This window comes from Pseudomonas sp. So3.2b (assembly GCF_019464415.1).
Lineage (GTDB): Bacteria > Pseudomonadota > Gammaproteobacteria > Pseudomonadales > Pseudomonadaceae > Aquipseudomonas > Aquipseudomonas shahriarae.
Window position 1 is genome coordinate 5,710,868 of sequence record NZ_CP080494.1, and the last position, 20,763, is coordinate 5,731,630.

Here is a 20,763-nt window from a genome sequence, read left to right on the forward strand (position 1 = left end):
TCGCGTCACGTGTTATTCGGTTTCCAGATCGATATCGATGCCGAGGGAACGAATTTCTTTGATCAACACGTTGAAAGACTCGGGCATGCCCGGCTCCATACGGTGATCGCCGTCCACGATGTTTTTGTACATCTTGGTACGACCGTTCACATCGTCCGACTTCACTGTGAGCATTTCTTGCAGAGTGTATGCAGCACCGTATGCTTCCAGTGCCCAGACCTCCATCTCCCCGAAACGCTGACCACCGAACTGAGCCTTACCACCCAGCGGCTGCTGGGTAACCAGGCTGTACGAACCGGTAGAACGAGCGTGCATCTTGTCGTCTACCAAGTGGTTCAGCTTCAGCATGTACATGTAGCCAACAGTAACCGGGCGCTCGAACTTGTTGCCGGTACGGCCGTCGAACAGCTGCATCTGGCCGCTTTCTGGCAGGTCTGCCAGTTTCAGCATGGCCTTGATTTCGCTTTCCTTGGCACCGTCGAACACCGGGGTAGCCATTGGAACGCCGCCGCGCAGGTTTTTCGCCAGATCCAGGATTTCCTGGTCGGAGAAAGTGTCCAGCTCTTCTTTGCGGCCGCCGATCTCGTTGTAGATCTCGTGCAGGAACTTACGCAGGTCTGCGACCTTGCGCTGCTCTTCGATCATACGGTTGATCTTCTCGCCCAGACCTTTAGCCGCGAGGCCCAGGTGGGTTTCAAGGATCTGACCAACGTTCATACGCGAAGGTACGCCCAACGGGTTGAGGACGACGTCGACCGGGGTGCCATTGGCATCGTGCGGCATGTCTTCAACCGGCATGATCACGGAGACCACACCTTTGTTACCGTGACGACCGGCCATCTTGTCGCCCGGCTGAATGCGACGACGGATTGCCAGGTAAACCTTGACGATTTTCAGCACGCCTGGAGCCAGGTCATCGCCCTGCTGCAGTTTGCGCTTCTTGTCTTCGAACTTGTCGTCCAGCAGACGGCGGCGATCAACGATGTAGGCCTGGGCCTTCTCGAGCTGCTCGTTCAGAGCATCTTCAGCCATGCGCAGTTTGAACCACTGGCCGTGCTCAAGACCGTCGAGGATTTCGTCGGTGATATCCTGACCTTTCTTCAGACCTGCGCCGCCTTCAGCCTTGTGGCCTACCAGGGCAGAACGCAGACGTTCGAAGGTCGCGCCTTCAACGATACGGAACTCTTCGTTCAAATCCTTGCGGATTTCGTCGAGTTGAGTCTTCTCGATGGACAGTGCACGAGCATCACGCTCGACGCCGTCACGGGTGAAGACCTGTACGTCGATGACAGTACCCTTGGTACCAGTAGGTACGCGCAGGGAGGTGTCTTTAACGTCGCTGGCTTTTTCGCCGAAGATGGCACGCAGCAGCTTCTCTTCCGGAGTCAGTTGGGTCTCGCCTTTCGGAGTGACCTTACCGACCAGGATGTCGCCAGCGCCAACTTCAGCACCTACGTAAACGATACCGGCTTCGTCCAGCTTGTTCAGCGCAGCTTCACCCACGTTCGGGATGTCTGCAGTGATTTCCTCTGGCCCAAGCTTGGTGTCACGTGCCACACAGGTCAGTTCCTGGATGTGGATCGTGGTGAAACGGTCTTCTTGAACAACACGCTCGGACAGGCAGATGGAGTCTTCGAAGTTGAAGCCGTTCCACGCCATGAACGCGATGCGCATGTTCTGACCCAGAGCCAACTCACCCATATCGGTGGACGGACCGTCGGCCATGATGTCGCTACGCTGAACGCGATCACCCTTACGCACCAGCGGACGCTGGTTGATGCAGGTGTTCTGGTTCGAGCGGGTGTATTTGGTCAGGTTGTAGATGTCGACACCGGCTTCGCCAGTTTCAACTTCGTCATCGGCAACACGAACCACGATACGGCTGGCATCAACAGAGTCGATCACGCCGCCACGACGAGCCACGACGCAAACGCCGGAGTCACGGGCTACGTTACGCTCCATGCCGGTACCTACCAGCGGCTTGTCAGCGCGCAGGGTCGGTACAGCTTGACGCTGCATGTTGGAACCCATCAACGCACGGTTGGCGTCATCGTGTTCCAGGAACGGGATCAGCGATGCTGCAACCGAAACTACCTGCTTGGGCGATACGTCCATCAAGGTGACGTCTTCCGGCGCCTTGACGGTGAACTCGTTCAAGTGACGAACAGCTACCAGCTCGTCGATCAGGACTTTCTTGTCGTTCATCGTGGCCGAAGCCTGAGCGATCACGTGATCAGCTTCTTCGATGGCGGACAGGAAGACGATCTCGTCGGTGACCAGGGCGTCTTTCACCACGCGGTACGGGCTCTCGAGGAAGCCATACTGGTTGGTGCGCGCATAGGCAGCCAGGGAGTTGATCAGACCGATGTTCGGACCTTCCGGCGTTTCGATCGGGCAAACACGACCGTAGTGCGTCGGGTGTACGTCACGAACTTCAAAGCCAGCACGCTCACGGGTCAGACCGCCCGGGCCCAGTGCAGAAACACGGCGCTTGTGGGTGATCTCGGAGAGCGGGTTGTTCTGGTCCATGAACTGCGAGAGCTGGCTGGAGCCGAAGAACTCTTTCACCGCCGCAGCCACTGGCTTGGCGTTGATCAGGTCTTGCGGCATCAGGCCTTCGCTTTCGGCCATCGACAGACGCTCTTTGACCGCACGCTCAACACGTACCAGGCCAACGCGGAACTGGTTCTCGGCCATTTCGCCTACGCAGCGAACACGACGGTTACCCAGGTGGTCGATGTCATCGACGATGCCTTTACCATTACGGATGTCGACCAGAGTCTTCAGGACCGCAACGATGTCTTCCTTGCACAGCACGCCCGAACCTTCGATCTCGGTACGACCGATACGACGGTTGAACTTCATCCGGCCGACCGCAGACAGGTCATAGCGCTCAGGGCTGAAGAACAGGTTGTTGAACAGGGTTTCGGCAGCGTCTTTGGTTGGTGGCTCGCCAGGACGCATCATGCGATAGATTTCGACCAGCGCTTCCAATTGGTTGCTGGTGGAGTCGATCTTCAGGGTGTCGGAGACGAACGGACCGCAGTCGATATCGTTGGTGTACAGGGTCTCGATGCGAACAACCTGGGCCTTGGCGATTTTTGCCAGGATCTCGGTGTTCAGCTCGGTGTTGCACTCAGCCAGGATCTCGCCTGTCGCCGGGTGAACGATAACCTTGGCGGTAGTGCGGCCCAGGACGTAGTCCAGAGGCACGTCCAGCGACTTGATACCGGCTTTTTCGATCTGGTTGATGTGGCGCGCAGTAATACGACGGCCAGCCTCAACAATGACCTTGCCCTTCTCATCCTGGATGTCCAGGACGGCAATTTCACCACGCAGACGCGAAGCAATCAGTTCCAGGCTGAGGGTTTCATCCTTCAGGCTGAATACGTTGGTGGTGTAGAAAGCGTCCAGCACTTGCTCAGTGGTATAGCCGAGCGCGCGCAGCAGTACCGAGGCCGGCAGCTTGCGACGACGGTCGATACGCACGAACACGCAGTCTTTAGGGTCGAACTCGAAGTCCAACCACGAACCACGGTACGGAATGATCCGCGCGGAGTACAGGAGCTTACCGGAGCTGTGCGTCTTGCCGCGGTCGTGGTCGAAGAACACGCCCGGGGAACGGTGCAGCTGGGAAACGATTACACGCTCGGTACCGTTGATAACGAAGGTACCGTTCTCAGTCATCAATGGGATTTCGCCCATGTAGACTTCTTGCTCTTTGATGTCCTTGATCGCTTTGTTCGACGATTCTTTGTCGAAAATGATCAGACGAACTTTTACCCGCAAAGGTACGGCGTACGTAACACCGCGCAACACGCATTCTTTGACATCAAATGCCGGTTCGCCCAGGCGATAACCGACGTACTCCAGCGCAGCATTGCCGGAGTAGCTGATGATCGGGAAAACGGATTTGAAGGCCGCATGCAGGCCCACGTCGCGGAACTGATCTTTGGTCGCTCCCGCCTGCAAGAATTCACGATACGAATCCAGCTGGATAGCCAGAAGGTACGGGACATCCATGACGTCCGGCAACTTGCTAAAGTCCTTGCGGATACGTTTTTTCTCAGTATATGAGTAAGCCATCAGCGTTCCCCAGCTTGGTCACCTGCTTGTTTGGCCCCCCCGACGGGAGCAGCCAGAAAATCTTGCAAACCCCTTGGTTTGCACCACCGCATCGGGTGGCTACAGCGCGTTAGTGGCGGCGACCGAGTCGACAGCCAAGAACGGAAAAAGGCCGGTGGCAAGAGCCACCAGCCATCAGCCTTCAGCTTAACGCTTGGGCTGGAAACGCAAGGTCGATGCTTACTTCAGCTCGACTTTAGCGCCTGCTTCTTCCAGTACTGCTTTGGCTTTGTCAGCAGCGTCTTTGGACACAGCTTCCAGAACCTGGGCAGGAGCGCCGTCAACTACAGCCTTGGCTTCTTTCAGGCCCAGACCGGTCAGTTCACGTACTGCCTTGATCACGTTTACTTTCTTCTCGCCAGCTTCCAGCAGCATGACGTTGAATTCGGTTTGCTCTTCAGCAGCAACAGCAGCAACAGCTGGGCCAGCGGAAGCAGCGGCAGCGGAAACGCCGAATTTTTCTTCGAAAGCTTTGATCAGCTCAACAACCTGCAGAACCGACATTTCAGCTACGGCGTTGAGGATATCGTCTTGGGAGATAGACATTGCTGTATTTCCTGAATTGGGGGACGGCCTACGCGGCCATCGAAATAAACAAAAAAACGCGAGAGACGTTGCTCAGCCTTAGGCTGCTGCAGCTTCTTTTTGCTCGCGAACTGCGGCCAGAGTACGAGCCAGCTTGCTGGTAGCGCCTTGAATCACGCTCATCAGCTGCGAAATAGCTTCGTTACGGGTCGGCAGTGTTGCCAGTACGTCGATTTGGTTAGCTGCGAGGAACTTGCCCTCGAACGCAGCTGCCTTGATCTCGAACTTATCCTGACTCTTGGCGAATTCCTTGAACAAACGGGCAGCAGCGCCTGGATGGTCCTTGGAGAACGCGATCAGAGTCGGGCCGGTGAACACGTCGTTGAGGACACTGTATTCAGTGTCAGCAACAGCGCGCTTGAGCAGGGTGTTACGTACAACACGTACGTATACGCCAGCTTCACGAGCCTCTTTACGGAGTCCGGTCATAGCGCCTACTGTCACACCACGGGCATCAGCCACGACAGCGGACAGAGCAGCTTTGGCAGCCTCGTTGACTTCAGCGACGATGGCCTTCTTGTCTTCGAGATTAATTGCCACGGGTTTAACTCCTGCTTGTTACCGTTTCATCTGGCCTAGGCCGGATGTCGTTTTGGTGTCTGATTCGGTAAGGAACCGGGAGCACCATCTGCGTAGGCTTGATGGTTTAAGACTTGCGTCGCCTACGGTCTTGGATAGCCCCCGCCAGGCAGGGACCCCAATTTTTCAATTGGCGCAATCACTCGCGCCAACCTGTGTCTTATACGTCCAGCGAACCCTGGTCGATGACCAGACCTGGGCCCATAGTGGTGCTCAGGGTAACGCGCTTGACGTAGATACCTTTCGAAGAAGCTGGCTTGATACGCTTCAGATCAGCGATCAGGGCTTCAACGTTTTCCTTCAGCTTGACGGCGTCGAAGCCGACCTTGCCAACGGAAGTGTGAATGATGCCGTTTTTGTCGGTGCGATAACGAACCTGACCAGCCTTGGCGTTTTTAACCGCGGTAGCTACGTCTGGAGTTACGGTACCGACTTTCGGGTTAGGCATCAGACCACGTGGACCCAGGATCTGACCCAACTGACCTACAACGCGCATTGCATCCGGGGAAGCAATAACTACGTCATAGTTCAGGTCGCCGCCTTTCATTTCGGCAGCCAGGTCGTCCATGCCAACGCGATCAGCGCCAGCGGCCAGAGCAGCTTCAGCTGCCGGGCCTTGGGTGAAGACAGCAACACGTACAGTCTTGCCAGTACCGTGTGGCAGCACAGTAGCGCTACGAACGACCTGGTCGGATTTACGTGGGTCAACACCCAGGTTTACAGCAACGTCAACGGACTCGCTGAACTTGACAGTCGACAGCTCGGTCAGCAGAGCAGCAGCATCTACAAAGTTGTAGGACTTGCCCGCTTCGATTTTGCCGGCGATAGCCTTTTGGCGCTTGGTCAGCTTAGCCATTACACACCCTCCACGTTAAGGCCCATGCTACGAGCAGAACCGGCGATGGTACGCACGGCTGCATCCATATCAGCTGCAGTCAGATCCGCGTTTTTGGTTTTCGCGATTTCTTCCAGCTGAGCACGAGTTACGGTGCCAACCTTAACGGTGTTCGGACGAGCGGAACCGCTAGTCAAACCAGCAGCTTTCTTCAACAGAACCGAAGCCGGGGTCGACTTGGTTTCGAAAGTGAAGCTACGGTCGCTGTATACAGTGATGATCACTGGAGTCGGCAGACCTGGCTCAATACCCTGGGTACGGGCGTTGAAGGCCTTGCAGAATTCCATGATGTTCACGCCGTGCTGACCCAGAGCTGGACCGACGGGTGGGCTAGGGTTGGCCTGAGCGGCCTTCACTTGCAGCTTGATGTAAGCGGTAATCTTCTTGGCCATGAGGCACTCCAATTACGGGTTCAAGCGCCTCGAAAGGCTCCCCGGTTACTTGCGCGTTTATCCCAGTGACGACAAAACCCCACAGCCTAAGGCTGCGGGGTTGGGATGCTTTGTCAGCTAGACCTTTTCGACCTGGCTGAACTCCAACTCTACCGGAGTAGAGCGACCGAAAATGAGCACCGCCACTTGGATCCGGCTCTTTTCGTAGTTAACTTCTTCGACAGTACCGTTGAAATCAGCAAACGGACCATCAGTGACACGAACAACCTCACCCGGCTCGAACAACGTCTTCGGCTTTGGCTTGTCGCTACCGTCAGCAACACGACGCAGAATCGCTTCTGCTTCCTTGTCAGTGATCGGTGCAGGCTTATCAGCGGTACCGCCGATGAAGCCCATGACGCGAGGAGTGTCCTTGACCAAGTGCCAAGTACCCTCATTCATGTCCATCTGTACCAGCACGTAGCCAGGGAAGAACTTGCGCTCGCTTTTGCGTTTCTGGCCATTACGCATTTCAACCACTTCTTCAGTGGGAACCAGAATTTCGCCGAAGCCATCTTCCATGCCTGCCAGCTTTACGCGCTCTAGCAAAGAGCGCATGACATGCTTCTCGTAACCCGAGTAAGCATGCACAACGTACCAACGCTTAGCCACGGGACACCCTTAGCCAACAATCAAGGAAACAAGCCAGCCGAGCAGGGAATCAAGACCCCACAACAGCAACGCCATAACCAGAACAACAGCCACAACAATCAGCGTGGTCTGCGTGGTTTCTTGGCGAGTTGGCCAAACGACTTTACGTATTTCGGTGCGAGCTTCCTTTACCAGCACAGCGAAAGACTTACCCTTTACTGTCTGCAGACCAATGAAAACGGCCACAGCAGCAAGAGCGAGCAATACGAGTACGCGGTACAGGATCGGCGAAGCAGAATAATACTGATTGCCAACAACGCCTACGACCACCAAAGCGACGACAGCGAGCCACTTAACCAGATCGAAACGAGAGCTTTGAGCTTCAGCCTTAGGAGTCATCTATGAAGATCCTGTGAAAAGAAAGCCAGATACACCACGTGAATCTGGCAGGTCAGGAGGGAATCGAACCCCCAACCTACGGTTTTGGAGACCGTCGCTCTGCCAATTGAGCTACTGACCTAAAACAAAATCAGGCCGACCATTATGCAGGCCTGAAAAAGACTTTACAACAACCAACCCCAATAGACTTGAAACAACCCGATAACACCAGGCAAAACAACATCAAGCCGAGGCAGCTGTTAAAACAAAGGCAGATATTTTCATATCTGCCTTGTTATATGGAGCTCTTGAGCGGATTTGAACCGCTGACCTCACCCTTACCAAGGGTGTGCTCTACCAACTGAGCTACAAGAGCGAAACACTTTGCACAACCTGCAAACTTGGAGCGGGTAGCGGGAATCGAACCCGCATCATCAGCTTGGAAGGCTGAGGTTCTACCACTAAACTATACCCGCGGAGCTTGCAGCTCACGCTAAAAATGGTGGAGGGGGAAGGATTCGAACCTTCGAAGTCGTAGACGTCAGATTTACAGTCTGATCCCTTTGGCCGCTCGGGAACCCCTCCTAAGCGAGCCGGCATTTTACATTACGCCGACCTTCTGTCAAGCATTTTCTCATAAAAAATATGAGGTTAGCTGCGTGACGATCGCTTCACACCAACTTCCCAAGAGGGTCATCACTGTGGAGCGGGCGCCATTCTATGCAAACTATTCGACAGTTGCAATGCCTTCGCACGGCATTATTTTATGTTTTAACTCATTGAATTCATTAGCAAGGCTTTCAAAAGGCAGATCGTCAGCCAGGCGGCGGCTTTCAGGCGCTACACGCAACCAGAAAGAAGGCGCACCCGCTGAGACCAACGACTGGATCCGGACCCTGATATCCAGACTGATAAGCCGCTGCTCCAGGAACTGCGCTTGCTCATGACTCGAAAACCCTCCGATATACAAGCAGCCAGCAGGCGCCTCCGGAGCCTTGGCCTTGTCACGCCGCGACACAGAGTCCGCCGACTCGCTCAGCAGCTGAATATCCTGCTGGGAGCCCCGGTACAGCGCCAACGGAGTGACATCCTTTGCACGCAGCGGAGCCTCTTGCTGGTGCCAGACGTAATAAAAAACATTGAGGACCAGCAGCAACAGAAACAACCAACGCATAAAAACCTCAGGACAAAGGGCACGCCATCGCCAAGCCAACAAATACCAGGTCCGGAACGAAGCGAGCGCCCGGCAAGGCGTCAGCGACCAACTCCGCATCCCCCCCCGTAAGAAACACCGAGAAGTCTTCCCCCCAATAACTGCGGGCCAGTTCCAGTTGTGACTGAGCAAAACCGCGGAGCATGAGCGTGCAACCTCGTTCAACGGCTTGGGCAGTGGTACGGCCAGGCACCAGGCTTTCCAACGCACGCTCAGCAGCAACATCGTCATACCGTATTTTACGGGTATGGGTTCGCAGCTGATTGCGCATCAGGGGCATGCCCGGGCAGATAAATCCTCCAAGATGCTCGCCATCAGCCGTGATGAAATCGGCAGTGGCCGCCGTACCAAAATCAAGCACCAGGCATGCTCCCGAGGCTAGCTGGAAGCCTCCAAGCATCGCCAGCCAACGATCCAGCCCTAGACGGGCGTAGTCTTCATACCCATTGCGCACGCCGGCCATTTCACGCGACGGCGCAGCACAGCTGATAGAAACACCAAAGGCCGCAACCAACACACCCGCCAGGCGGTTCGTCTCTTCCTGCGCGCGAACGCTGACCAATCTGCAATGCTGCAGCGACAGTCCAGTCAACGAATGAAGGCTACCCAGCAACGCCACATCGGAATCAACAACCCCTTCAGCAAAAACGGCTGCGTGGCTTGCCTCGAGTACTCGCCATTTGATGAAACTATTCCCACAGTCGAGCTCAAGAATCATCACGCAACCTCAGGCTTAACTCACCACCACTGTATATTTTCTCAACACCGTTTACTTCGAGACGTAGAGCGCCTTGATCATCAATACCCAGCACAACCCCGTCCACCTGGTTAACACCTGCGATCAATGACACCGCCTTTCCCTGCCATAGATGGTTTTGCTCCCACTCCTGGCGAATTACCGAAAAGCCGGAATCTCTATGATGATCGAGATAACCTTGTAACGCCTGACTCAGGTGTGCGACCAGATGATTTCGGTCTACCGCACGACCTGTTTCGAGCTGTATTGATGTCCACTGCTGATCCACTTCCGCGGCGCTCTGCATGTTCGCATTGATACCAATACCGAGCACTACATGGCATACGTCAGCAGGGTCCCCTACCAATTCAAGAAGGATGCCAGCTATCTTCTTCGAACCAACGAGAACGTCATTAGGCCACTTCAAACCCGAACCGTGGACACCAAAGTCGCGCAACGTTTGCATCACCGCCAAGCCCACGACGAGACTCAGCCCTTCTAGCTGTCGTAAACCGCCATCGATACGCAGCACAAGGCTGTAGTAAACATTCTGTGCAAATGGACTGACCCATTTACGCCCTCGACGCCCCCTTCCTGCGGTCTGCTGTTCTGAGAGAACAAGAAACGGCGCCACCTGCCCCGCCTCAATAAGGCGCAAAGCCTCGGCATTAGTGGAGCCGATGGTCTCGGATATAAAAACTGAACCTGCGCAGACCTGTGACTTGAGGGCGATCTCATCAGCGCTCAATAGAACCAGCGGGGACGCCAATTGATAGCCCCTCCCCCTGACCTTGTGAATTGTCAGATCCAGCTCGATCTCCAGATGCTGGAGTTGCTTCCACACAGCACTACGACTGACGCCCAGGGCGGCGCCTAGCGCTTCACCCGAGTGGAATCGGCCATCTTTCAGAAGTTTTAACAACGTCAGCATGCAAGTCTCGCCTCACAATGAGGCACGCATGATAGCCATGCGCAGAGCCATTGCATAGAAAGCAAGCTGGCTTATGGCGAGAGCGCAGGGACAGCTTGCTTCTATGCAATGGCGATAGGCCAGAACCTTTTCGACCGCCCAAAACAAAACCCCTGTTTGCGTTAGCAAACAGGGGTTTTGGAATTTAATCTTGACGATGACCTACTCTCACATGGGGAAACCCCACACTACCATCGGCGATGCATCGTTTCACTACTGAGTTCGGGATGGGATCAGGTGGTTCCAATGCTCTATGGTCGTCAAGAAATTCGGGTACTGAGTCGTGACCAGATGGCCTCGCTTCAGCAAATTGGGTATGTGACAGCTTTCGGTGTTTTGTGAGATTCGAACTTTCGGTTCATTTCGTCTTCACACACCGCAATCTGATGCTTTTGCTTGTTTCCAAGTCAAGAGTAGTCAAATTGCTTGGGTGTTATATGGTCAAGCCTCACGGGCAATTAGTATTGGTTAGCTCAACGCCTCACAGCGCTTACACACCCAACCTATCAACGTCGTAGTCTTCGACGGCCCTTCAGGGAACTCAAGGTTCCAGTGAGATCTCATCTTGAGGCTAGTTTCCCGCTTAGATGCTTTCAGCGGTTATCTATTCCGAACATAGCTACCCGGCAATGCCACTGGCGTGACAACCGGAACACCAGAGGTTCGTCCACTCCGGTCCTCTCGTACTAGGAGCAGCCCCTCTCAAATCTCAAACGTCCACGGCAGATAGGGACCGAACTGTCTCACGACGTTCTAAACCCAGCTCGCGTACCACTTTAAATGGCGAACAGCCATACCCTTGGGACCGGCTTCAGCCCCAGGATGTGATGAGCCGACATCGAGGTGCCAAACACCGCCGTCGATATGAACTCTTGGGCGGTATCAGCCTGTTATCCCCGGAGTACCTTTTATCCGTTGAGCGATGGCCCTTCCATACAGAACCACCGGATCACTAAGACCTACTTTCGTACCTGCTCGACGTGTCTGTCTCGCAGTCAAGCGCGCTTTTGCCTTTATACTCTACGACCGATTTCCGACCGGTCTGAGCGCACCTTCGTACTCCTCCGTTACTCTTTAGGAGGAGACCGCCCCAGTCAAACTACCCACCATACACTGTCCTCGATCCGGATAACGGACCTGAGTTAGAACCTCAAAGTTGCCAGGGTGGTATTTCAAGGTTGGCTCCACGCGAACTGGCGTCCACGCTTCAAAGCCTCCCACCTATCCTACACAAGCAAATTCAAAGTCCAGTGCAAAGCTATAGTAAAGGTTCACGGGGTCTTTCCGTCTAGCCGCGGATACACTGCATCTTCACAGCGATTTCAATTTCACTGAGTCTCGGGTGGAGACAGCGCCGCCATCGTTACGCCATTCGTGCAGGTCGGAACTTACCCGACAAGGAATTTCGCTACCTTAGGACCGTTATAGTTACGGCCGCCGTTTACCGGGGCTTCGATCAAGAGCTTCGCGTTAGCTAACCCCATCAATTAACCTTCCGGCACCGGGCAGGCGTCACACCCTATACGTCCACTTTCGTGTTTGCAGAGTGCTGTGTTTTTAATAAACAGTCGCAGCGGCCTGGTATCTTCGACCGGCATGAGCTTACGGAGCAAGTCCTTCACCCTCACCGGCGCACCTTCTCCCGAAGTTACGGTGCCATTTTGCCTAGTTCCTTCACCCGAGTTCTCTCAAGCGCCTTGGTATTCTCTACCCAACCACCTGTGTCGGTTTGGGGTACGGTTCCTGGTTACCTGAAGCTTAGAAGCTTTTCTTGGAAGCATGGCATCAACCACTTCGTCATCTAAAAGATGACTCGTCATCAGCTCTCGGCCTTAGAATCCCGGATTTACCTAAGATTCCAGCCTACCACCTTAAACTTGGACAACCAACGCCAAGCTGGCCTAGCCTTCTCCGTCCCTCCATCGCAATAACCAGAAGTACAGGAATATTAACCTGTTTTCCATCGACTACGCTTTTCAGCCTCGCCTTAGGGACCGACTAACCCTGCGTCGATTAACGTTGCGCAGGAAACCTTGGTCTTTCGGCGTGGGTGTTTTTCACACCCATTGTCGTTACTCATGTCAGCATTCGCACTTCTGATACCTCCAGCAAGCTTCTCAACTCACCTTCACAGGCTTACAGAACGCTCCTCTACCGCATCATCCGAAGATGATACCCGTAGCTTCGGTGTATGGTTTGAGCCCCGTTACATCTTCCGCGCAGGCCGACTCGACTAGTGAGCTATTACGCTTTCTTTAAAGGGTGGCTGCTTCTAAGCCAACCTCCTAGCTGTCTAAGCCTTCCCACATCGTTTCCCACTTAACCATAACTTTGGGACCTTAGCTGACGGTCTGGGTTGTTTCCCTTTTCACGACGGACGTTAGCACCCGCCGTGTGTCTCCCATGCTCGGCACTTGTAGGTATTCGGAGTTTGCATCGGTTTGGTAAGTCGGGATGACCCCCTAGCCGAAACAGTGCTCTACCCCCTACAGTGATACATGAGGCGCTACCTAAATAGCTTTCGAGGAGAACCAGCTATCTCCGAGCTTGATTAGCCTTTCACTCCGATCCACAGGTCATCCGCTAACTTTTCAACGGTAGTCGGTTCGGTCCTCCAGTTAGTGTTACCCAACCTTCAACCTGCCCATGGATAGATCGCCCGGTTTCGGGTCTATTCCCAGCGACTAGACGCCCTATTAAGACTCGCTTTCGCTACGCCTCCCCTATTCGGTTAAGCTCGCCACTGAAAATAAGTCGCTGACCCATTATACAAAAGGTACGCAGTCACCCAACAAAGTGGGCTCCCACTGCTTGTACGCATACGGTTTCAGGATCTATTTCACTCCCCTCTCCGGGGTTCTTTTCGCCTTTCCCTCACGGTACTAGTTCACTATCGGTCAGTCAGTAGTATTTAGCCTTGGAGGATGGTCCCCCCATATTCAGACAAAGTTTCTCGTGCTCCGTCCTACTCGATTTCATGACTAAGAGATTTTCGCGTACAGGGCTATCACCCACTATGGCCGCACTTTCCAGAGCGTTCCGCTAATCTCAAAGCCACTTAAGGGCTAGTCCCCGTTCGCTCGCCACTACTAAGGGAATCTCGGTTGATTTCTTTTCCTCAGGGTACTTAGATGTTTCAGTTCCCCTGGTTCGCCTCTTAAGCCTATGTATTCAGCTTAAGATAACCATCTTATGATGGCTGGGTTCCCCCATTCAGACATCTCCGGATCAAAGTCTGTTTGCCGACTCCCCGAAGCTTTTCGCAGGCTACCACGTCTTTCATCGCCTCTGACTGCCAAGGCATCCACCGTATGCGCTTCTTCACTTGACCATATAACCCCAAGCAATCTGGTTATACTGTGAAGACGACATTCGCCGAAAATTCGATAATACTCAATTTGAGTAACTCACAAATTTTACCTTAGCCTGATCCGTTACCAGTGAAAGTAACGTTCAGTCTATCTTTCTATCACATACCCAAATTTTTAAAGAACGAACTAGTCAAAGACTAGAAATCAACATTCACCATCGCATTGATGGAATGCTCATTTCTAAGCTTTATACAGACAGAAGCAGTAGTGGTGGAGCCAAACGGGATCGAACCGTTGACCTCCTGCGTGCAAGGCAGGCGCTCTCCCAGCTGAGCTATGGCCCCGTATTTCTACAGGCGTTTCCCACACAAAATTGGTGGGTCTGGGCAGATTCGAACTGCCGACCTCACCCTTATCAGGGGTGCGCTCTAACCAACTGAGCTACAGACCCAATTTCGGGCTGCTTCTTTCGTCTTCTTCAATGAATCAAGCAATTCGTGTGGGAACTTATGGAGCAGCTGATGTCGTCGATTAAGGAGGTGATCCAGCCGCAGGTTCCCCTACGGCTACCTTGTTACGACTTCACCCCAGTCATGAATCACACCGTGGTAACCGTCCTCCCGAAGGTTAGACTAGCTACTTCTGGTGCAACCCACTCCCATGGTGTGACGGGCGGTGTGTACAAGGCCCGGGAACGTATTCACCGCGACATTCTGATTCGCGATTACTAGCGATTCCGACTTCACGCAGTCGAGTTGCAGACTGCGATCCGGACTACGATCGGTTTTGTGGGATTAGCTCCACCTCGCGGCTTGGCAACCCTCTGTACCGACCATTGTAGCACGTGTGTAGCCCAGGCCGTAAGGGCCATGATGACTTGACGTCATCCCCACCTTCCTCCGGTTTGTCACCGGCAGTCTCCTTAGAGTGCCCACCATTACGTGCTGGTAACTAAGGACAAGGGTTGCGCTCGTTACGGGACTTAACCCAACATCTCACGACACGAGCTGACGACAGCCATGCAGCACCTGTCTCAATGTTCCCGAAGGCACCAATCTATCTCTAGAAAGTTCATTGGATGTCAAGGCCTGGTAAGGTTCTTCGCGTTGCTTCGAATTAAACCACATGCTCCACCGCTTGTGCGGGCCCCCGTCAATTCATTTGAGTTTTAACCTTGCGGCCGTACTCCCCAGGCGGTCAACTTAATGCGTTAGCTGCGCCACTAAGAGCTCAAGGCTCCCAACGGCTAGTTGACATCGTTTACGGCGTGGACTACCAGGGTATCTAATCCTGTTTGCTCCCCACGCTTTCGCACCTCAGTGTCAGTATCAGTCCAGGTGGTCGCCTTCGCCACTGGTGTTCCTTCCTATATCTACGCATTTCACCGCTACACAGGAAATTCCACCACCCTCTACCATACTCTAGTCAGTCAGTTTTGAATGCAGTTCCCAGGTTGAGCCCGGGGATTTCACATCCAACTTAACTAACCACCTACGCGCGCTTTACGCCCAGTAATTCCGATTAACGCTTGCACCCTCTGTATTACCGCGGCTGCTGGCACAGAGTTAGCCGGTGCTTATTCTGTCGGTAACGTCAAAATTGCAGAGTATTAATCTACAACCCTTCCTCCCAACTTAAAGTGCTTTACAATCCGAAGACCTTCTTCACACACGCGGCATGGCTGGATCAGGCTTTCGCCCATTGTCCAATATTCCCCACTGCTGCCTCCCGTAGGAGTCTGGACCGTGTCTCAGTTCCAGTGTGACTGATCATCCTCTCAGACCAGTTACGGATCGTCGCCTTGGTGAGCCATTACCCCACCAACTAGCTAATCCGACCTAGGCTCATCTGATAGCGCAAGGCCCGAAGGTCCCCTGCTTTCTCCCGTAGGACGTATGCGGTATTAGCGTCCGTTTCCGAACGTTATCCCCCACTACCAGGCAGATTCCTAGGCATTACTCACCCGTCCGCCGCTCTCAAGAGAAGCAAGCTTCTCTCTACCGCTCGACTTGCATGTGTTAGGCCTGCCGCCAGCGTTCAATCTGAGCCATGATCAAACTCTTCAGTTCAAACATCTTTGGGTTTTTAAGAAACCCTAAACTTGGCTCAGCAATCGTTGGTTACATCTTTGATTTCTCGCGGAGTAACTTGTGATGCTGATAATCTTGTTGACTATCAGTCTGACTCCACAAGCACCCACACGAATTGCTTGATTCAGTTGTTAAAGAGCGGTTGGTTAAGATCTTTCGTCTCAACCGAGGCGCGCATTCTACAGCAGCCTCATTTGCTGTCAAGTGATTATTTTCAGAAGTTTTCGAGGATTTCCTCAACAACTTCAACCACTTGCGCTTCCGATCTCTCGTTAGCGGGAGGCGAATTCTACAGCGTTACACGCTGCTGTCAACACCTCTTTTTCTCCGCTTTCGACCGAGAGGATCGAAACGTTAATAGAGCCAAACAACACTGCTCTACCAACTCCTTCTGGGCTTCGATGATCTGAAGCAACTCGCTGTCGAATTCTGCGTAACTCTTTGTTTACCAAGGAGTTTTCCGTTTCGACTGCGCCGGAAGTGGGGCGAATTATAGACAGATATAAATCGCCGTCAACAGTTAATTTCAGGTTTATTCGGATTTAAGCGTAATACGCGCAAATGCCTTCTTGCCGGCCTGGCAAACGTGGGTCGCACCCAGCTCGTATATAAAGGTGCGATCGACAACCCCACCATCTATACGCACACCACCGGAACCCAGAAGGTCACGTGCAACCGCCGAGTTCTTCACCAGGCCCGCCTTATTAAGGACGGCCGCAATCGGCATCGCCTCACCAGCAGTCAATTCGATCTCAGGCAGATCATCCGGCAGCTCGCCATCCTTCATACGATTGCCCGCCGCACGGTGAGCACTGGCCGCAGCCTCCTCGCCATGGAAACGCGCAACAATCTCTTCCGCCAGCTTGATCTTGACGTCCCGAGGATTCGCACCCGCCTCCACGTCAGCACGCAACGCGTTGATCTCATCCATCGAGCGGAAGCTCAACAGCTCGAAGTAGCGCCACATCAGCGCATCAGGGATAGAAACCAACTTGCCGTACATCACCCCCGGCGCTTCCTGGATGCCGACGTAGTTGCCCAGCGACTTGGACATCTTCTTGACGCCATCCAAGCCTTCCAGCAACGGCATAGTCAGAATGCACTGAGCCTCCTGGCCATACGCACGCTGCAGCTCACGCCCCATCAACAGGTTGAACTTCTGATCAGTACCGCCCAGCTCAACGTCCGCCCGCAACGCTACCGAGTCATACCCTTGAACCAACGGGTATAGGAACTCATGTATCGCAATAGGCTGATTGGTGGAGTAGCGCTTATCGAAGTCATCGCGCTCAAGCATCCGCGCAACGGTGTACTGGGACGTCAGGCGAATGAAATCCGCCGGCCCCATCAGATCCATCCAGGTGGAGTTGAAAGCCACTTCGGTCTTGGCCGGATCGAGAATCTTGAAAACCTGGGTCTTGTAGGTCTCGGCATTATCGAGAACCTGCTCACGGGTCAGCGGCGGGCGCGTGGCGCTCTTACCACTCGGATCACCGATCATCCCGGTGAAATCACCTATAAGGAAGATCACCTGATGCCCCAACTCCTGGAACTGGCGCAGCTTATTAATAAGCACGGTGTGACCCAGGTGCAGATCCGGTGCCGTCGGATCAAAGCCAGCCTTAATACGCAGGGGTTGGCCACGCTTGAGCTTTTCGATCAGCTCGGCCTCGACCAACAGTTCTTCCGCACCACGTTTGATCAGCGCTAGCTGCTCTTCAACCGACTTCATAACAGACCCGCAAGGCTCAGATTCAAAGGGAACCAACCATACAAGATCAGGGACTAATTACAAGTTTTGCCCTGCAAACGGACACCATTCGGCGAGCCCGGCATTCGCAAGCTTGCGCCACAGATGATTTGGTTATATTTTATACAGTTATTTCATCTTCATCATGTCATTCATCTTTTCCATTTCACCTTTTCAAAGTCAAAATTACCTATGACCACTGAACCGTCTAAAGCGCCACCGCTTTACCCGAAGACCCACCTGCTCGCCGCAAGTGGTATCGCCGCCCTTCTAAGCCTGGCACTCCTGGTATTCCCTTCCAGTGACGTAGAAGCCAAACGAACGACCCTGAGTCTTGACTTGGAGAGTCCGGTTGAACAACTGACACAAGATCAAGACGCTTCTGACGCGCAACAAGCCACAACCGCGAGCGCAGAGTCGCCATTTGCGCAGATTGAAGAAAGCCCAGACGACACCAAACAAACCGCTCAGGTAGCGAAAGGCCCCGTGCATCGCGAAGTGGTCGTGGCCAAAGGCGATACGCTGTCGACGCTATTTGAAAAGGTCGGCCTACCCGCCACCACCGTTAGCGATGTGCTGGCCAGCGATAAGCAAGCCAAGCAATTCACCCAGCTCAAGAGTGGCCAAAAGCTTGAGTTCGAGCTGAGCCCTGAAGGCCAACTGACCACTCTGCACACCAAGCTCAACCACCTCGAAAGCATCACCCTGACCAGAGGCGCCAAGGGCTTTGCCTTCAATCGCGTGACCACCAAGCCAGTGGTGCGCTCCGCCTACATCCACGGCGTGATCAATAGCTCGCTGTCCCAGTCCGCAGCTCGCGCGGGCCTGTCCCATAGCATGACCATGGACATGGCCAGCGTATTTGGCTACGACATCGACTTCGCTCAGGACATTCGCCAGGGTGACGAATTCGATGTGATCTACGAGCAAAAGGTGGCCAACGGCAAGGTTGTCGGTACCGGCAATATCCTCTCGGCGCGCTTCACCAACCGCGGCAAGACCTACACTGCCGTGCGTTACACCAACAAACAAGGCAATAGCAGCTACTACACCGCCGACGGCAATAGCATGCGCAAGGCCTTCATCCGTACTCCGGTTGACTTCGCCCGTATTAGCTCGCGTTTCTCCATGGGTCGCAAGCATCCAATTCTGAACAAAATCCGTGCCCACAAAGGCGTGGACTATGCAGCACCGCGCGGCACGCCGATCAAAGCGGCCGGCGACGGCAAGGTACTGCTGGCCGGGCGCCGTGGTGGCTACGGCAACACCGTTATCATCCAGCACGGCAACAGCTACCGTACGCTTTATGGGCACATGCAAGGCTTTGCCAAAGGCGTGAAGACCGGCGGCAACGTCAAGCAAGGCCAAGTGATTGGCTATATCGGCACCACCGGCCTGTCCACCGGCCCGCACCTGCACTATGAGTTCCAGGTCAACGGCGTGCACGTCGACCCCCTGGGCCAGAAGCTGCCGATGGCCGACCCGATCGCCAAGGCCGAGCGCGCACGCTTCCTTCAGCAAAGCCAACCGCTGATGGCACGCATGGACCAGGAACGCGCCACCATGCTGGCTTCGGCGAAGCGCTAAGCGATGGCGCTCTATATAGGTGTCATGTCCGGGACCAGCCTTGATGGCCTGGACATAGCGCTGATCGAGCAAGATACGGCGGTCAAGTTGATCGCCACACATTACATCCCCATGCCTGAATCCCTGCGCGCCGAGCTGCTGGGCCTTTGCGCCAGTGGCCCGGATGAAATTGCACGCTCGGCGATTGCCCAGCAAAGCTGGGTAACGCTCGCAGCCCAGGGCATTCATGCCGTGCTTGAGCAGCAGCAACTCACTCACCACGACATCCGTGCGATTGGCAGCCATGGGCAGACCATTCGCCACGAGCCCGCCCGCGGTTTCACCGTGCAGATTGGCAACCCCGCCCTACTGACCGAACTGACCGGAATAACCGTCGTCAGCGACTTTCGCAGCCGCGATGTAGCCGCCGGCGGCCAGGGCGCACCACTGGTGCCCGCCTTTCACGAAGCGCTGTTCGGCGAGGCTACTGGCAACCGCGCAGTACTGAATGTCGGCGGTTTCAGCAATCTGAGCCTGATCGAGACCGGCAAACCCGTAGCGGGTTTTGACTGCGGCCCGGGCAACGTTCTGCTCGACGCCTGGATTCACCAGCAACGAGGCGAAAACTTTGACCGCGACGGCCAATGGGCCGCGACGGGAAAGGTCGAGCCACAGTTGCTTAACGCTTTGCTCAGCGACCCCTTCTTCCTGACCAAGGGGCCGAAAAGCACTGGGCGCGAAGTCTTCAACCTGCCTTGGCTGGAACACCACCTCGGTCGACTGCCATCGTTCAATGCCCAGGATATCCAGGCCACGCTGCTGGAACTGACCGCACAGACCATCGTCGAGTCGTTGAAAACCGCACAGCCGCAAACCGAAACCCTGCTGGTGTGTGGCGGCGGCGCCCATAACTCGACGCTGATGAACCGCCTCGCCGCCATGCTACCGACCACCCGTGTCAGCAGCACCGCCACCCACGGTGTAGACCCCGACTGGGTGGAAGCCATGGCCTTCGCCTGGCTGGCCCATTGCTGCCTGGAAGGTATCGCCGCCAACCGTCCCAGCGTGACAGGCGCCCGCGGTCTTCGCGTACTTGGCGCGATCTACCCCGCCTGAAACGCAGATAGCAAAACGCCGCTTGGCCCCATAAGAGCCAAGCGGCGTTTTGCTTAATCCGCTACTGATCAGATCGAGAAAGACGAACCGCAACCACACGTCGTGGTGGCATTCGGGTTCTTGATCACAAAGCGTGAGCCTTCCAAACCTTCCTGGTAGTCCACCTCGGCACCTGCCAAGTACTGGAAGCTCATCGGATCCACGACCAGGCTTACGCCTTCGCGCTCGACAATGGTGTCGTCGTCAGCCACATCTTCATCGAAGGTGAAGCCGTACTGAAACCCTGAACAACCGCCGCCCGTAACGAATACGCGCAGCTTCAAGCGATCATTACCCTCTTCATCGACCAGGCTCTTCACCTTGTGCGCAGCACCGTGGGTGAATTGCAAAGCCGTGGGGGTGAAGGATTCAACGCTCATGCTGATAA

At 54.6% G+C, this 20,763-nt stretch carries 14 protein-coding genes, 6 tRNA genes and 3 rRNA genes; 2 read left to right on the top strand and 21 right to left on the bottom strand.

What is annotated here, in order from left to right:
* Window positions 1-12 precede the first annotated feature (12 nt).
* The 20 genes from rpoB to tyrS all read right to left on the bottom strand — a co-directional run bounded on the left by rpoB (window position 13) and on the right by tyrS (window position 17,636).
* Window positions 13-4,086 carry a DNA-directed RNA polymerase subunit beta gene (gene rpoB, locus K1X80_RS25825; RefSeq protein ID WP_053138310.1) on the bottom strand — a complete coding sequence of 1,358 codons (4,074 nt, stop codon included), beginning with the start codon at window positions 4,084-4,086 and terminating at the stop codon, window positions 13-15.
* Between the two features lie 219 nt (window positions 4,087-4,305).
* Window positions 4,306-4,671, bottom strand: a complete 366-nt coding sequence (gene rplL, locus K1X80_RS25830; protein WP_003210093.1) for a 50S ribosomal protein L7/L12 — start codon at window positions 4,669-4,671, stop codon at window positions 4,306-4,308.
* A 78-nt stretch (window positions 4,672-4,749) separates the two neighbouring features.
* Complete coding sequence (gene rplJ / locus K1X80_RS25835; protein ID WP_003176433.1) at window positions 4,750-5,250, bottom strand: 50S ribosomal protein L10; 501 nt, start codon at window positions 5,248-5,250, stop codon at window positions 4,750-4,752.
* 199 nt (window positions 5,251-5,449) lie between these two features.
* Entirely contained in the window at window positions 5,450-6,145 is a 696-nt protein-coding gene (gene rplA / locus K1X80_RS25840; protein WP_003176434.1) for a 50S ribosomal protein L1, read from the bottom strand.
* Window positions 6,145-6,576, bottom strand: coding sequence for a 50S ribosomal protein L11 (gene rplK, locus K1X80_RS25845; RefSeq protein ID WP_003210097.1), 432 nt, complete (start codon window positions 6,574-6,576; stop codon window positions 6,145-6,147). Before rplK ends, rplA begins: the two co-directional genes overlap by 1 nt.
* Window positions 6,577-6,693: 117 nt before the next feature.
* Window positions 6,694-7,227, bottom strand: a complete 534-nt coding sequence (nusG, locus tag K1X80_RS25850; RefSeq protein WP_003176436.1) for a transcription termination/antitermination protein NusG — start codon at window positions 7,225-7,227, stop codon at window positions 6,694-6,696.
* A 9-nt stretch (window positions 7,228-7,236) separates the two neighbouring features.
* A complete protein-coding gene (secE, locus tag K1X80_RS25855) occupies window positions 7,237-7,605 on the bottom strand; it encodes a preprotein translocase subunit SecE (RefSeq protein ID WP_029299242.1) in 369 nt (122 codons plus the stop codon).
* A gap of 45 nt (window positions 7,606-7,650) precedes the next feature.
* A tRNA-Trp gene (locus K1X80_RS25860) sits at window positions 7,651-7,726 on the bottom strand.
* A 158-nt stretch (window positions 7,727-7,884) separates the two neighbouring features.
* A tRNA-Thr gene (locus tag K1X80_RS25865) sits at window positions 7,885-7,960 on the bottom strand.
* 26 nt (window positions 7,961-7,986) lie between these two features.
* A tRNA-Gly gene (locus tag K1X80_RS25870) sits at window positions 7,987-8,060 on the bottom strand.
* 24 nt (window positions 8,061-8,084) lie between these two features.
* A tRNA-Tyr gene (locus K1X80_RS25875) sits at window positions 8,085-8,169 on the bottom strand.
* Between the two features lie 142 nt (window positions 8,170-8,311).
* A complete protein-coding gene (locus K1X80_RS25880; RefSeq protein WP_057960766.1) occupies window positions 8,312-8,758 on the bottom strand; it encodes a hypothetical protein in 447 nt (148 codons plus the stop codon).
* A 7-nt stretch (window positions 8,759-8,765) separates the two neighbouring features.
* Window positions 8,766-9,515 (bottom strand): pantothenate kinase, encoded by a 750-nt coding sequence (locus K1X80_RS25885; RefSeq protein ID WP_169959840.1) that lies wholly within the window; start codon window positions 9,513-9,515, stop codon window positions 8,766-8,768.
* Window positions 9,505-10,464 (bottom strand): bifunctional biotin--[acetyl-CoA-carboxylase] ligase/biotin operon repressor BirA, encoded by a 960-nt coding sequence (gene birA / locus K1X80_RS25890; RefSeq protein ID WP_057438742.1) that lies wholly within the window; start codon window positions 10,462-10,464, stop codon window positions 9,505-9,507. Before birA ends, K1X80_RS25885 begins: the two co-directional genes overlap by 11 nt.
* 188 nt (window positions 10,465-10,652) lie before the next feature.
* A 5S ribosomal RNA gene (gene rrf, locus K1X80_RS25895) occupies window positions 10,653-10,768 on the bottom strand.
* A gap of 172 nt (window positions 10,769-10,940) precedes the next feature.
* Window positions 10,941-13,834: ribosomal RNA gene (locus K1X80_RS25900) — 23S ribosomal RNA — on the bottom strand.
* A gap of 248 nt (window positions 13,835-14,082) precedes the next feature.
* Window positions 14,083-14,158 (bottom strand) — tRNA-Ala (locus K1X80_RS25905).
* 30 nt (window positions 14,159-14,188) lie between these two features.
* Window positions 14,189-14,265: transfer RNA gene (locus tag K1X80_RS25910), tRNA-Ile, on the bottom strand.
* A gap of 81 nt (window positions 14,266-14,346) precedes the next feature.
* Window positions 14,347-15,883 (bottom strand): 16S ribosomal RNA (locus tag K1X80_RS25915).
* The 16S, 23S and 5S rRNA genes sit together here with 2 tRNA genes alongside, the layout of an rRNA operon.
* Before the next feature lie 553 nt (window positions 15,884-16,436).
* Entirely contained in the window at window positions 16,437-17,636 is a 1,200-nt protein-coding gene (gene tyrS / locus K1X80_RS25920; RefSeq protein ID WP_169990379.1) for a tyrosine--tRNA ligase, read from the bottom strand.
* Between the two features lie 210 nt (window positions 17,637-17,846).
* Between tyrS and K1X80_RS25925 the strand changes: the two genes are divergently transcribed.
* On the top strand, window positions 17,847-19,241 hold the full coding sequence (locus K1X80_RS25925; protein ID WP_057960771.1) for a peptidoglycan DD-metalloendopeptidase family protein: 1,395 nt from the start codon (window positions 17,847-17,849) through the stop codon (window positions 19,239-19,241).
* Between the two features lie 3 nt (window positions 19,242-19,244).
* Window positions 19,245-20,336, top strand: a complete 1,092-nt coding sequence (locus K1X80_RS25930) for an anhydro-N-acetylmuramic acid kinase (RefSeq protein ID WP_057960772.1) — start codon at window positions 19,245-19,247, stop codon at window positions 20,334-20,336.
* Between the two features lie 68 nt (window positions 20,337-20,404).
* On the opposite strand, the gene erpA is transcribed toward K1X80_RS25930, so the two are convergent.
* Complete coding sequence (gene erpA / locus K1X80_RS25935) at window positions 20,405-20,755, bottom strand: iron-sulfur cluster insertion protein ErpA (RefSeq protein ID WP_003176443.1); 351 nt, start codon at window positions 20,753-20,755, stop codon at window positions 20,405-20,407.
* Window positions 20,756-20,763 lie beyond the last annotated feature (8 nt).

Coding starts and splice junctions, on each gene's coding strand:
- rpoB (WP_053138310.1), bottom strand. CDS start 4,086: ATGGCTTACTCATATACTGAGAAAAAACGTATCCGCAAGGACTTTAGC.
- rplL (WP_003210093.1), bottom strand. CDS start 4,671: ATGTCTATCTCCCAAGACGATATCCTCAACGCCGTAGCTGAAATGTCG.
- rplA (WP_003176434.1), bottom strand. CDS start 6,145: ATGGCTAAGCTGACCAAGCGCCAAAAGGCTATCGCCGGCAAAATCGAA.
- rplK (WP_003210097.1), bottom strand. CDS start 6,576: ATGGCCAAGAAGATTACCGCTTACATCAAGCTGCAAGTGAAGGCCGCT.
- secE (WP_029299242.1), bottom strand. CDS start 7,605: ATGACTCCTAAGGCTGAAGCTCAAAGCTCTCGTTTCGATCTGGTTAAG.
- K1X80_RS25880 (WP_057960766.1), bottom strand. CDS start 8,758: ATGCGTTGGTTGTTTCTGTTGCTGCTGGTCCTCAATGTTTTTTATTAC.
- K1X80_RS25885 (WP_169959840.1), bottom strand. CDS start 9,515: ATGATTCTTGAGCTCGACTGTGGGAATAGTTTCATCAAATGGCGAGTA.
- birA (WP_057438742.1), bottom strand. CDS start 10,464: ATGCTGACGTTGTTAAAACTTCTGAAAGATGGCCGATTCCACTCGGGT.
- tyrS (WP_169990379.1), bottom strand. CDS start 17,636: ATGAAGTCGGTTGAAGAGCAGCTAGCGCTGATCAAACGTGGTGCGGAA.
- K1X80_RS25925 (WP_057960771.1), top strand. CDS start 17,847: ATGACCACTGAACCGTCTAAAGCGCCACCGCTTTACCCGAAGACCCAC.
- K1X80_RS25930 (WP_057960772.1), top strand. CDS start 19,245: ATGGCGCTCTATATAGGTGTCATGTCCGGGACCAGCCTTGATGGCCTG.
- erpA (WP_003176443.1), bottom strand. CDS start 20,755: ATGAGCGTTGAATCCTTCACCCCCACGGCTTTGCAATTCACCCACGGT.